The organism is Pseudoxanthomonas daejeonensis, from assembly GCF_010093205.1.
GTDB classification, from domain to species: domain Bacteria; phylum Pseudomonadota; class Gammaproteobacteria; order Xanthomonadales; family Xanthomonadaceae; genus Pseudoxanthomonas; species Pseudoxanthomonas daejeonensis.
In genome coordinates this window covers 369,159-382,093 of sequence record NZ_PDWN01000001.1, presented here as the reverse complement: position 1 = coordinate 382,093, position 12,935 = coordinate 369,159, and the positions used below count along the sequence as shown (strand labels likewise).

The window sequence follows — 12,935 nt, the reverse complement described above, 5'->3', positions numbered from 1 at the left end:
GGCGGTGGCGGTGGCGGTGGCGCCGGCGCCCGGCACAATCCGGGGCATCGTCTCCATCCGGGCGTCCGCGCATGGTTGGGCCACGCGCCTAGGTCCCGCGCGGCTTGGCCCGATGGGTCGCGGTCGCGCTCCACGGGTCGTCCGGCCACGGATGGCGCGGATAGCGACCCTTCATCTCCTTGCGCACTTCCGGATAGGTCCGGTCCCAGAAGCCCTTGAGGTCGCCGGTCACCTGCAGCGGCTTTCCTCCTGGCGAGAGCAGGTGCAACAGCAACGGCACGCGACCGTCGGCGATGCGCGGGGTGTCGGCCAGCCCGAACAGCTCCTGCAGCTTCACCGCCAGCACCGGCGGTTGGGGCGCGCCTTCGTGGTCGAGCGCGTAGTCGATGCGGCGTTCCATCCCCGAAGGCACGGTGATCCGTACCGGCGCCAGCCGGTCCAGTTGCTGGCGCAGGCTCCAGTCCAGCGGGGATTTCAACGCTTCGCCCAGTTCGTCCTCCGACAGCGCATCGAGCCGGGTCTTGCCGGCGAATGCCGGGCGCAACCAGGTGTCGAGCGTGGCCTGCAACGCCGCGTCGGACATGTCGGGCAGTGCGAGATCGGGCAGCCATGCGCGCAGCGAGACCATGCGCGCCTGCCACTGGCGCAGGTTCTCGGTCCACGGCAGTGCAGCCAGGCCCAGTTCGCGCACCGCATCGGTCAGGGCCTGCGCGGCCTGGGCCGGATCGACGCGGCCGGCGGGCCGGCTGTCGAGCACGATCCGGTCGAAGCGCGATTCGCGCCGCGCCACCAGCGCGCGCTTGTCGGCATCCCAGACCGCCCCTTCCTGCTCGACGAAGCGTTCCGGGAAGTCGCGGCGCAGCCGCGATTCGTCCACCGGTGCGGCGCGCAGCAGCAGCGCATCGCCGCGCTGCTCGAAGCGCAGTTCGCTGGCCACCAGCCACGGTTCGCCGCGCAAGGCGCTGTCGTCGAACAGCTTGGCGGTGCGGCCGTTGGCCAGCGCGTAGCGCAAGGGATCGAGCGGATGCCGCGCGGCGATCCGGTCGGGGAATGCATGGGCGAGCAGGTCGCCCAGTTCGTGCGCCTCGACCTCCGCCGGCGCAGATGCCTCGCAGCGCAGGCGCCGACGCCATTGCCTGGCCGCCGCGTCGATCGACGCCAGCGCCGCACGGCTGGCATCGTGCGGCAGGCTTCCCTGGCGGAACGCAGCCAGCGCACGCCAGCGCTCGGCCAGCGCATCGCTGCGGCTGCGCAGCGGGTCGCGCGCCTCGACCAGCGCGGCCAGGTCGGCGGCCAGCGCCTGTTCGCGTGGATTACGCGCGGCCAGCAGCATCGCTGCCAGTCGCGGATGCGTGCCCAGCGCGAGCATGCGCTGGCCGATCGCGGTGATGCCGCCGGCGTCGGAGAGCGCGCCCAGGCGCTGCAGCAGTTCGCGGGCGGCGGCCAGCGCGCCGGCAGGCGGCGGGTCGACGAACCGCAGCGCATCGCTGCCCCAGGCCGCCAGTTCCAGGGCCAGGCCCGCCAGTTCCACCTGTGCGATCTCGGGCCTGCGTTGCGCTTCCAGACGCTGCGATTCGGGCCACAGGCGCCAGGCCCAGCCGTCGGCGACGCGGCCGGCGCGGCCGGCGCGCTGGTCGGCCGAGGCCTGCGAAATGGCGACCGAATCCAGCCGCGAGAAACCGCTGTTGGGATCGAAGCGCGGTTCGCGCGCCAGCCCGGCGTCCACGACCACGCGCACGCCGGGCAGGGTCACCGAGGATTCGGCCACGTTGGTCGCCAGCACCACGCGGCGGCGGCCATCGGGAGCGGGCTGCAGAACGCGTGACTGCTGCTCCACCGGCAGTTCGCCATGCAGGGCCAGCACCTCGGTGCCCAGCGGCAGCGAGGCCGCCTCCAGCGCCGCCTGCACCCGCGCGATCTCGCGCTGGCCGGGCAGGAACACCAGCACGTCGCCCGGATGCTGGGCCAAGGCCTGTTCGGTCGCGCGCCGTGCCTGCGCCTCGACCGACTCCTCGCGGCGCGCCGGGAAATGCGCCACCTGCACCGGATGGCTGCGCCCGGCGCTGGAGAGTCGCGGCGCATCCAGGAAGCGCGCCAGGCGCTCGCCGTCGAGGGTGGCCGACATCACCACGATGCGCAGGTCCTCGCGCAGCTGCGCCTGCACGTCCAGGGCCAGGGCCAGGCCCAGGTCGGCCGCGAGATGGCGCTCGTGGAATTCGTCGAACAGCAGCAGGCCGACGCCACCGGACCCGGAACCGCCGAGTTCGGGGTCGTCCTGGATCATCCGGGTGAGGATGCCTTCGGTGACCACCTCGATCCGGGTCCGCGGGCCGATCCGGTTCTCGAAACGGATCCGGTAGCCGACGGTATCGCCGACGTCCTCGCCGAGCTGGCGGGCCATGAACATCGCCGCGCTGCGCGCCGCGACCCGGCGCGGTTCGAGCATCACGATGCGGCGACCCTCCAGCCACGGCGCATCAAGCAGGGCCAGCGGCACCTGCGTGGTCTTGCCGGCGCCGGGCGGTGCCTCCAGCACCAGGCGTGGATGCGCGGCGAGGCTGTCGGCGATGGCCGGCAGCAGCGGTGCGATGGGGAACGTGGTGGACTCCATGCACACAGGATACGGACCGCCGCCTTGTTCTAGGAGCGGGCATGACCGCGACCCGACCACGCTGGGACTGACAATGCCATCGCAACTGCGGCGCTCGTGTCGCGGTCATGCCCGCTCCTACAATGGGCGGCCTCCCTCCGGCTTTCATCGCATGCAGCTCGTCGATATCGGCGCCAACCTGACCCACGACAGCTTCGACCGCGACCGCGACGCGGTGCTGGCGCGCGCACGCGAGGCCGGGGTGGTGCAGATGGTCGTCACCGGCGCCAGTCGCGAGCATTCGCCGCTGGCGCTGCAGCTGGCGCAGCGGCACCCGGGCTTCCTCTACGCCACCGCCGGCGTGCATCCGCACCACGCCACCGAATACACCGACGAATGCGACGCGGAGATGCGTGCGCTGCATGCGCATCCGGAAGTGGTGGCGGTGGGCGAGTGCGGGCTGGACTACTTCCGCGACTTCTCGCCGCGCCCGGCGCAGCGCAAGGCCTTCGAGCGGCAACTGCAGGTCGGCGTCGACACGTCCAAGCCGCTGTTCCTGCACCAGCGCGACGCGCACGAAGACTTCATGGCGATGATGCGGAACTTCGACGGCCGGCTCGGCCCGGCGGTGGTGCACTGCTTCACCGGCACGCGCGAGGAGATGTTCGACTACCTCGACAACGACTGGCACATCGGCATCACCGGCTGGCTGTGCGACGAACGCCGCGGCGCGCACCTGCGCGAACTGGTGAAGCACATCCCGGCCAACCGCCTGCTGGTGGAGACCGACTCGCCCTACCTGCTGCCGCGCACGCTCAAGCCGCTGCCCAAGGACCGGCGCAACGAACCGGTGTTCCTGCCGCACATCGTCGAGGAGCTGGCCCGCGACCGCGGCGAGGACCCGGGTGCCGTCACGGCGCAGACCACGGCCAACGCGCGCGCATTCTTCCGCCTGCCGCCAGCGGGCTGACCCGGCGACCACCCCGGCTCAGGGGGCGGGGAGCCCGTAGACGAAGGCACAACGGCGATCGTCGATGAGCGGCGGTGCCGCATCGGTGTAGACCGCCCAGCCCCGGACCTGCAACTCGCCCCGGCGGGCGGCGACATCCTCGATAGCCGCCCGGGCCCGGTCGTCGAGCGCGCCCGCGCCGAAACCGCCGGCCACGCCGGTGAAATGGACCGGACCCTCGCCGAAGCGGGCATGGATCGCTTCGATGTCGCCCTGCAGGTCGACGAATTCCTGCCAGCTGTTCCTGTCGAAGCGGCCATCGACGAGCAGGTAGCCGCCCTCGTCTTCCACCGGCGTGCCTTGCATGAGCACCTCTTCCAGCCCGCCCGGCGGAAGCTGGCCTCCCTCGACCGCAGGCAGCACGCCGAGCAGGCGCGCGCCGCCGGTAACCGGATAGTCCTCGAGTCGACGGTCGACGACGGCCCCCGGCAACAGGCCTTCCAGTGCGTCCAGGCGCAGCAGGTAGGCCTGTTCCAGGCATGCGGCGGAGTCGCAGGCAGCGCGTTGCAGCGCCAGCCACGCGCGCTGGTCGGCAGCCAGGCAGGCTCGCCCGGCGCGCGGCAGCGATGACCTGGCCCTGGCGTAGTAGCGGGCGAGGATTGCATCGAGCAATGCCACCCGGGGCGTGTCGCAGATCGTGCGCTCGATCGGCGCACGGGCCTTGCCGCAGTCGAACGAGGGCCCAGCGCCGGCCAGGGCCACGCCGGGCAGCAGCAGCCACGTTGCCAGCGCCGCCACGATCCGGGCGATCCCGCGCTCCATCACCTTGCTCCCGCCTGGCATCGGCACGGCCCGCTCACTGCCGGCGATAACGCTGCACGATCGGATCGGCCACGCCCGGAATCCGCATCCGCGTCTCCAGCGTCGGGCCGCTGCAGCTGTACTGGTAGGTGGTGGGCTGGGCCGCCGCCTTGGGCATCTTGGCCCCCACCGGCGGACCCTTGCCCGCGGAGATCTGCATCGTTCCGTCCATGCTCGATGCCGAAGGCGTCAGGGTCAGTTGCCCGCCGCTGCTGCTCCAGCCGCCCTGGGCGGAGAAACTGCCGCCACTGCGCGCGGACATCGCGCCACTGGAAGCCTCGGCCTGCATCTGCGACCGGGCGCTGTAGCCGCCATCGGCCCGCAAGTTCAAGCTCGCCGCCTGCTGGGGCGTGGCCATCTTCATCCCGGGTGCCTGCCGCTGCACCCATTCGGCCGCACCGTTGCCCACCGGACTCCAGTGGCCGACCAGGCAGGTATCGCGCGCCATCGCCGGCGACGCGGACAGGCCCGCGACCAACACGAGCAGCACAGCAGTGATCGTCGGCTCGCACTTCATCGCTTTCTCCGGATTCGGGGGGCCGGACGGACGCCCGGTATTCCCAGATGAATCCGCAAAGCACGCCTGGCGACTGCCATGCCATCGCCCAACGGTGCCGGCAAGCCGCGAGGCTGCAACGGCGGTTCAGCGCGCGACGCCCGCCCATGGCGATCTGGATACCTGCGCGGTCACCTGCAGGGCCTTGTCGATCTGCAACCGGGCATCGGCCGGCGTGGTCGGCTGGGCCATGCCGACGAGGGCTTCGTCGCGCAGTTCGCTGCAGGGCAGGTGTCCGGGCGCGCTGCAGGCGATCCGGGTCAGCGGCGCCAGCATCGCGGTCCGCTGCGGGTTCTGCGCCGGGAAGCCGGCTTCGAGCTGCGCGCGCGCGGCCAGTGCTTCCGCCCAGCCCTCGCCGGGCGGCAGGCGGCCGGTGCGGACCAGGATTTCCAGTTCGTGCAGGCGGATCAGGGCGGCCATCGGACTGCGTTGCGCGCGATAGGCCGCGCGCGCGCGCTCCAGCAGCGGCAAGGCCTCGGCATCGCGGTCGAGCGCGACCAGGATCCGGCCGAGGTTGCTGTAGCGCGCCGCCAGCAGCGGCGAGTCTTCGCCGAACGCGGCGCGGATGCCGTCCAGCGCGGCACGGCTCAACGGTTCGGCCTCGGCCGCCCGCCCCATTTCGCGCAGCACGTCGGCGCGGTTGCCATTGCATACCTGCACGCCGGCATGGCCAGGTCCGGCCAGGACGGCGTAGCTGGCGGCGCATTCGGCCAGGCGCATCAGCGCGCCCTCGAAGTCGCCTGCCTTCAGCAGGAACACGCCGAAGTTGCCGAGGTACGCGGCCACCTCCGGATGGCTGCCACCACGCTCGTCGACCAGTTCGGCCAGCTGGGCCTCGTGCAGCTGGCGCGCCCGGTCGAAGTCGCCCAGGGTGGTCAGCGCCTCGGCCAGTGCGCCGCGGGTGGCGGCCAGTTCCGGCGTGGTCCGGTCGTAGATCTCCAGCTGGTTGGCCAGCACCGGTTCGAGCAGCGCGGCCGCGCGTGCCGCATCCCCCAGCCTGAGGACCGCGCGGGCATGCCGGGTGCGCACCTGCAGGGTGCTGGCATGGCCGCCGCCATCGCGTGCCGAGCGCATTCCGATCAGTTCGGCGTAGGTGCGTTCGGCGTCGCGCACGTAGCCCTGTCGATCCTGCAACGAGGCGACCGCCAGCATCACTTCGTTGCACAGCTCGAACGGTTCCTGTCCACGGGCGCGGCACCAGGCCCGCATGCGTTCGCCGGTGGCCTGGGCACGGCCGGCGTGGTCCAGGCTGAGGTCGAGCATCTGTTGCAGCAGCAATGCGCGGATGTGTCCCTCCGACTCCGGCGCCTTGCGCTCGAAGATCGCCAGCGCCTGCGCGGCCAGGGCCTCCGGATCCCCGCCCAGGCTGCGCTCGGACCACAGCGCCCGGGCACGCACCACCAGCGCGGTGGCGAACTCCGGGCTGTCCCGGCCATGCAGGCGTGCGCGCAGGTCGACCGCTTCGCCCGCCAGGTGTTCGGACTGGCGGTGTTCGCCCGCCGCCTGGGCGATCTCGGCCAGGGTCAGCAGCACGGTGGCCAGCAAGCGCGGCCGGCTGGCCAGGTCGTGGCGCGCATGGGCCGCGGCCGAGGTGACCAGCCGGGCCCGGTCCATCTCGCGTGCCTGCGCGGTGGAGGGCGCCAGTTCGCGCAGCAGCGAATCCAGGTAACGCAACTGCAGGCGTGCCTCTTCCGCGGCGAGCTCGGCCCGCTGCGCCTGCCACAGCACGCCCAGCCCGCCGCCCAGCAGCGATATCGCCAGGATCGCGGCAGCCGCCAGCGGCCAGCGGTTGCGCTGCAGGAAACGGCGCACCCGGTACCCCGCACTCGGCGGCCTGGCCTGCACCGGCCGCCGGGTGCGGTAACGCTGCAGGTCGGCGACGAACGCCTCCACGCTGGGATAGCGCCGCGCCGGTTCGCAGGCGAGCGCGCGCAGCAGGATCGCGTCCAGGTCCCCGCGCAGGCGCGCGGCGAATCCATGCTCGAGGGTCCCGGCCGCGGCACGCGTGGCGCGCACCGACGGCGGCTCGGGCGCATCTTCGCGAAGCGGGTTCGCGGCATGCGGCGCGCTGCCGGTCAGCAGCCGGTAGGTGAGCGCGGCCAGGCCGTAGACATCGGCCGCCGTGCCGGTGTCCTGGCCGCTGAACTGCTCGGGCGGCGCATATTCGGGAGTCAGCGCGCGCAGGTGGGTTCGGGTAACCGCGGCGGCCGAGAGCTCGCGCCCGATGCCGAAGTCGAGCAGGCGGACCAGGCCATCCTCGTCGACCAGCACGTTCGACGGCTTGATGTCGCGATGCACGACCAGGTTGCGGTGCGCATAGGCGAGCGCGTCGGCGACCTGCTCGACCAGGTCCAGGCGCGCCGGCAGGTCCAGCCCGCCGGCCTGGCACCACTCATCGATGCGCTGCCCCTCCACCAGCTCCATCGCCAGCCAGGGGGTGCCGTCCTCGCCCACGCCGGCCTCGTACAGGGCGGCGATGTAGGGATGGCGCAGCCGGGCCAGCACCGACTGTTCGCGCAGGAACCGCTCGCGCCCACCGCGCGCCAGCGCTCCCAGGCTCAGGATCTTCAACGCCGCCTGCTGGCCCACCGGCGGGGTCACCGACCCGGCCCGGTAGACCACCGCCATCCCGCCTTCGCCGAGCCATTGCTCCAGCCGCCATCGTCCCAGGTGGCGCCCTTCGAGGGACGGCTCCGGCGCCGGTTCCAGTTCGGAAAGCGTGGCCACGGGGCGGTCCAGCAAGCCCTCGCGTTCGCTGCCGGCGAGCAGCCTGCGCACGCGGGCGGCGATTTCCGGGCGCGGGTTCAATGCCTGCAGGCGTGCCTCGCGCTCGCCGGGCGGCAGGTCCAGCAAGCCGTCGAGGATCGCGTCGGCGGCCTGCCAGGTCTCGCGCTCGCGCCGGTCCATGCGCGCATCACTCCAGCTGGGCGTGGAGGAACGCACGGGCGCGCTGCCACTGCCGGTAGACCGTCCGCTCCGAAATCCCGAGCACGGCGGCGACATCGGCGAACTCGAGGCCGCCGAAGTAGTGCAGTTCGACGATGTCGCGCTGCTGCGGCGCGATCTCGCCCAATCCCTGCAATGCTTCGTGCAGGTCGAGCACGTCCGGCTCCGGCCCGCCGGCCAGCGATTCGGTCAGGGTCACTTCCAGCAGGTCGCCGCCGCGCTTGCCGGCGGCCTTGCGCCGCGCGTGGTCGACCAGGATCCAGCGCATCGCCTTGGCCGCGGTGGTGAAGAAGTGGCGGCGATCGCTGCCGCTGAGCGGTTCGCCGCTGCTCGCGCGCAGGTACAGCTCGTGCACCAGCACCGTCGGGGTCAGCGTGCGCTCGCCGGGACGCAGTCGCGACGCGGCGATCTGCCGCAACTGCGGATAGAGCCGCTCGAAGACCTCGGACAGGTGCGCCGGTTCGCCCGCGCTCACCCGCTCCAGCAGCTGCGTGATCTCGTTCCCCATGAGTGACCGCACCATCCCCGGGCGCAGGCCCGGCTCAGAGGGTAGCCCGATTCGCGCGTCGCCGTCGGCAGGCACGGCCACTCATTGCGCGCGGGGCGAGCGCAGGTGATAGGTCGTCATCGCCGCCTGTTCGCCCTTGCGGGTCGGCGACACCAGGACCGAAACCTCGCGGCCTTCCTTGCGGAATGCGGCCATGCCGCCGCCACTGGCGGCGCGCGAGCTGCGCAGGGTCTTCCAGCCCTGGACGTGCATGGCCTGCTCGATCTCGTCGTTCAGCACCGCGCCCGGGCGCGGAACCATCGCCGACAGCACGTTGTTGCCCTCGTTCTGGGCCACCTGGCTGATCACCGCGCCTTCGGGAAGGTAGATGTCCTGCGGCCACCAAGCCGGCGGCGGCAGGCCTTCGCGGCTCGTCGCCAGCTGCATCTCCTGGCCATTGCCATCCTCGACCACCAGCCGGTCCCCCTCGTCCTTGACCTTGCCGTCGCTGGCCGCCTCGATCATCGCGCCGACGGCCTTGCCGGCCGCCTTGTCGGCCAGGTTCCCGGGCGCCGGGCCCGAACAGGCGGCCACGGCCAGCAACAGGGTTGGAATGGCGATCCGGTACATGGTGGTGCTCTCCTCTCCCGGGAAACGGGTGGCTGACCGGATATCCGCGATTTGTGCGCGGCAACTGCCACGCGGCGCTGGCAGCCGTGGGCCTTCGTTTGCGGATGTGCCAATGCCATCCCTCGAAACGGAATCCGCCATGCCCCTGCTGCCATCGCGTCCGCTCGTCCTGTCCTCGCTGCTGTTGTGCCTGGTCGTGCCGCCCGCCCTTTCCCAGGTCCGGGTCACCCCGCCGGTCGTGAAGCCGGTGAAGCCAGCGACGCCATCGCAGGCGCCGCAGCTGCACCTGGCCCGGATCGAGGGCCTGCGCGACAACGGTCCGGCCGCCATCGACCGGCCCCTGCCCGCGGGTTGGGCGCTGGCCGGTTTCGACCTGCGCTTCGGCAACGGCGACCACAAGCTGCGCCGGATCGGCGTGCTCGGCGAGGAACGTTTCGTCCGCTTCGCCCTGGCCGACAGCAACGGCGACGACCCGTTCAACGGCGCCGCGCGCCTGACCGCGCTGCCGGGGGTACGCGTGCAGCAGGTCAGTGCCGAGGGCGGCGGCAAGTTCGAGATCCCATTGCCCGGGCGCGCACCGGCCGATTCGACCCTGGTGCTGTCCGGCTTCGAGTTCCGCCGTGCCGACGGCACCGACGCCAACCTGCGCAACGTCGGCCTGTGGCTGGTACCGGAGCGTAATGTCGTCCAGGTCTCGTTGACCGACGACCAGGGCATGGATTTCCGCGGCCTGGAGGCGACCTTGGGTGCGGCCGCGGCCAGCGCCGTGATCCCGCTGCCGGGCCTGCTGGAAACCGCCACCGTGATGGCCGGCACCGGCGCGGCGACCAAGGGGATCGCGAAGATGTCCGGCAAGTACCGCGGCTACCGGGTAACGGTGCAGTACGCCTGGATCCCCAACGCGCTGGTCGCGCAGAAGGGCGCACTCGCCGGTACCCAGGCTCGCCGCGGCGCCACTCCGTCCAGCCGCATCGACGCGCTGCAGGGCTTCGAGTTCACCTTCAACAACAGCGACCACCACCTGCTGGGCCTGGGCATGAACAGCCGTGGCAATGGCGACGTGTTCTTCCAGGACAACAACACCGACGATCCACTGCAGTGGAGCGCGACCTACCTCACCCTGCGCGGCGGGCGCTGAACCGGCAGCCCGCCGGGCCTCAGCCCGCGCGGGCGTCCTGGTAGGCCTGCAGATGGGTCCAGGCGGCGCCCAGCAAGGGCGCTGGCAAGCCGGCGCGGCGTGCGCGATGGAACAGGTCGCCGACGATCTGCAGCGCCTCCACCGGCCGGCCGGCCTCGAGATCGCGCAGCATCGAGGCGGTGACCGGCGAACCGGCGCGGACCAGCTGCCCGCGCGCGGTGCGTGCCTCGGCCTCCGGCACTGGCTGGCCTTCCGCGACGGCCACCGCCAGGCACTCCTCGTGCAGTGCAGCCATGAAGTCCGCTCCGCCTTCGGTGGCGACGATGCTGCCGACGCTGCCGCGCATCAGGCAGGTGCCGGCGGCGAGCGCGGCGAGGAAACTGAACTTGATCCACTGTGCCTGCGCGATGTCGGTGGCGAGCAGATGGTCGACCCCGGCCGTGGCGCACGCCGCCGCCAGTTGTTGCAGGACGCCGGTGGCGGCGTTTCCCTCGCGCAGGCCGAAAGTGATCGAGGCGGGTCGCCCCATGTGCACGACTTCGCCATCGCCACCGAGCGTGGCGCTGATGAAGCACAGGCCACCGAGCACGCGTTCGCGGCCGAAGCGCGCGTCGAGCGCGTCGTAGTGCAGCAGGCCGTTGAGGATCGGCAGGATCCGCGTCTCCGGGCCGATCGCGGCGGCGATCGCGTCCATCGCGCTGGCCAGGTCGTAAGCCTTGCAGCTGAGCAGGACCAGGTCGAACGGCGGCAGTGCCGGCAGCTCGTCGATGGTGACGGCCGCCACCGCGAGGTCCGCATCGCCCAGTTCGCTGCGGATGCGCAGGCCCTGTCCGCGGAGCAGGGTCGCGCGCGCGGGACGCACCAGGAAGGTCACGTCCGCACCGGACTGGGCTAGCCTGCCGCCGAAGTAGCCGCCCGTGCCGCCGGCGCCAAGGACGAGGATGCGCATGGCTGCGCTCAGCTGCGCAGGCCCACGCCGCGGCGCAGCAGCCACAGCGACAGCGCCGAGAGCGCGGCGACGAAGGCCAGCATCAGCGCATAGGCCACCCACAAAGGCACGTCGGAACTGCCGAGCAGGCCGAAGCGGAATGCGTTGACCATGTAGAAGATCGGGTTGGCGTGGGTCAGCACCTGCGCCCAGCCGGGCAGCAGGGTGACCGAATAGAACACGCCGCCCAGGTAGGTCAGCGGGGTCAGGATGAAGGTCGGCACGATCGCCACGTCGTCGAACTTCTTGGCGTACACCGCGTTGACGAAGCCGGCCAGGGCGAAGATCGTCGAGCCCAGCAGCACCGTGCTGAACGTCACCAGCGGATGCGGCACGCGCACCGGGGTGAAGAACATCGCGATCAACAGCACGATGACGCCGACCATCATCCCGCGCAGCACCGCGCCGGAGACGTAGCCCCACAGGATCACCCAGTTCGGCATCGGGCTGACCAGCAGTTCCTCGACATGGCGGCCGAACTTGGCGCCGAAGAACGAAGAGCTGATGTTGCCGTAGCTGTTCTGGATCACGCTCATCATCACCAGGCCCGGGACGATGAACTGCATGTAGCTGAAGCCGCCCATGTCGCCGATCTTCGAGCCGATCAGGCCGCCGAAGATCAGGAAATACAGGGTCATGGTGATCGCCGGCGGCACCAGGGTCTGGCCCCAGATGCGCAGGATGCGGCGGACCTCGCGGCGCACGATCGTGCCCAGCGCGATCCAGTTGCGCGTCGCGTCGCTGCGGGTCGCGGCCGCGGTGGCGGCAGTATCGATATTGCCGCTCATGCGGTGGCCTCCCGCTTCGGGCCGGTCAGGCGCACGAACAGTTCTTCCAGCCGGTTGCTCTTGGTCCGCATCGAGCGCACGCGGATGCCGGCGGCTTCCAGCGCCGCGAACACGCGGTTGAGGTCCATCGCACGCGGCATGTCCAGGTCCAGGGTGTGGTCGTCGGTGGCGACCAGGGTGGTGCCCTCGATCACCGGCAACTGGGCGGGCAAGGCGCCGTCGATGTCGAACAGGAAACCTTCCACGTCCAGCTTGGCCAGCAGTGCGCGCATCGGTCCGGATTCGACGATCGTGCCGCGATCGATGATTGCCAGATGCCGGCACAGGCTCTCGGCTTCTTCCAGGTAATGGGTGGTCAGGATGATGGTGGTGCCGGCGGCGTTGATCTCGCGCAGCACCCGCCACATGTCGCGGCGGATCTCGATGTCCACGCCGGCGGTCGGTTCGTCCAGGATCAGCAGGCGCGGCCGGGTCATCATCGCCCGGGCGATCATCAGCCGCCGCTTCATGCCACCCGACAGGGTGCGGCTCATCACCCGCGCCTTTTCCCACAGGTGGGCGCGGCGCAGTTCGACCTCGGCCATCGCCTCGGCCTCTTCTCGCGGGATCCCGTAGAAGCCGGCGTAGTTGACCAGGATGTCGAACGGCTGCTCGAACAGGTTGAAGTTGATCTCCTGCGGGACCAGGCCGATCTGCCGCATCGCATCGCTGCGGCGGGCGACCAGGTCGATGCCGAACACTTCCACCGAGCCCGCCGTGAGGTTGACCAGCGAACTGGTGATGCCGATCAGGGTCGACTTGCCGGCGCCATTGGGGCCGAGCAGGGCGAAGAAGTCGCCCGGCGCGACGTCCAGCGAAACGCCCTTGAGCGCTTCGACGCCGTTTTCATAGGTCTTGCGCAGGTCGCGCACGCGCAACGCGGGCGCAGCGGCATCGCCGTGGGAAATCATGGAGGCCTTCGCGCCGGGTGCCGGCGCCTGCTCGTGGGCAACGGCTATTATA

The 12,935-nt window shown here is 71.3% G+C and carries 11 protein-coding genes; 2 read left to right on the top strand and 9 right to left on the bottom strand.

Annotated elements, in window-relative coordinates:
• Positions 1–88: 88 nt before the first annotated feature.
• Complete coding sequence (hrpB, locus tag CSC65_RS01670) at positions 89–2,611, bottom strand: ATP-dependent helicase HrpB (RefSeq protein WP_162408219.1); 2,523 nt, start codon at positions 2,609–2,611, stop codon at positions 89–91.
• 151 nt (positions 2,612–2,762) lie between these two features.
• Between hrpB and CSC65_RS01665 the strand changes: the two genes are divergently transcribed.
• Positions 2,763–3,560 carry a TatD family hydrolase gene (locus tag CSC65_RS01665; protein ID WP_162408218.1) on the top strand — a complete coding sequence of 266 codons (798 nt, stop codon included), beginning with the start codon at positions 2,763–2,765 and terminating at the stop codon, positions 3,558–3,560.
• An 18-nt stretch (positions 3,561–3,578) separates the two neighbouring features.
• On the opposite strand, the gene CSC65_RS01660 is transcribed toward CSC65_RS01665, so the two are convergent.
• The 5 genes from CSC65_RS01660 to CSC65_RS01640 all read right to left on the bottom strand — a co-directional run bounded on the left by CSC65_RS01660 (position 3,579) and on the right by CSC65_RS01640 (position 9,019).
• Positions 3,579–4,361 carry a lysozyme inhibitor LprI family protein gene (locus CSC65_RS01660; RefSeq protein ID WP_162408217.1) on the bottom strand — a complete coding sequence of 261 codons (783 nt, stop codon included), beginning with the start codon at positions 4,359–4,361 and terminating at the stop codon, positions 3,579–3,581.
• A gap of 34 nt (positions 4,362–4,395) precedes the next feature.
• Positions 4,396–4,917, bottom strand: a complete 522-nt coding sequence (locus CSC65_RS01655) for a hypothetical protein (protein ID WP_162408216.1) — start codon at positions 4,915–4,917, stop codon at positions 4,396–4,398.
• A gap of 126 nt (positions 4,918–5,043) precedes the next feature.
• On the bottom strand, positions 5,044–7,899 hold the full coding sequence (locus CSC65_RS01650; RefSeq protein ID WP_162408215.1) for a serine/threonine-protein kinase: 2,856 nt from the start codon (positions 7,897–7,899) through the stop codon (positions 5,044–5,046).
• A complete protein-coding gene (locus tag CSC65_RS01645; RefSeq protein ID WP_238390230.1) occupies positions 7,871–8,410 on the bottom strand; it encodes an ECF-type sigma factor in 540 nt (179 codons plus the stop codon). The genes CSC65_RS01650 and CSC65_RS01645 overlap by 29 nt, the downstream gene beginning before the upstream one ends.
• An 81-nt stretch (positions 8,411–8,491) precedes the next feature.
• On the bottom strand, positions 8,492–9,019 hold the full coding sequence (locus CSC65_RS01640; protein ID WP_162408213.1) for a hypothetical protein: 528 nt from the start codon (positions 9,017–9,019) through the stop codon (positions 8,492–8,494).
• A gap of 139 nt (positions 9,020–9,158) precedes the next feature.
• Here CSC65_RS01640 and CSC65_RS01635 point away from each other — a divergent pair, with 139 nt between their 5' ends.
• Positions 9,159–10,157, top strand: a complete 999-nt coding sequence (locus CSC65_RS01635; RefSeq protein WP_162408212.1) for a hypothetical protein — start codon at positions 9,159–9,161, stop codon at positions 10,155–10,157.
• Positions 10,158–10,176: 19 nt separating this feature from the next.
• Here CSC65_RS01635 and panE read toward each other — a convergent pair whose 3' ends face one another.
• From panE to CSC65_RS01620, 3 genes are read right to left on the bottom strand one after another with little or no spacing between them, the layout of a single operon-like run.
• Positions 10,177–11,106 (bottom strand): 2-dehydropantoate 2-reductase, encoded by a 930-nt coding sequence (gene panE, locus CSC65_RS01630; RefSeq protein ID WP_162408211.1) that lies wholly within the window; start codon positions 11,104–11,106, stop codon positions 10,177–10,179.
• A gap of 8 nt (positions 11,107–11,114) precedes the next feature.
• Complete coding sequence (locus CSC65_RS01625) at positions 11,115–11,933, bottom strand: ABC transporter permease (RefSeq protein WP_162408210.1); 819 nt, start codon at positions 11,931–11,933, stop codon at positions 11,115–11,117.
• Entirely contained in the window at positions 11,930–12,883 is a 954-nt protein-coding gene (locus tag CSC65_RS01620) for an ABC transporter ATP-binding protein (protein ID WP_162408209.1), read from the bottom strand. Before CSC65_RS01620 ends, CSC65_RS01625 begins: the two co-directional genes overlap by 4 nt.
• Positions 12,884–12,935: the final 52 nt, after the last annotated feature.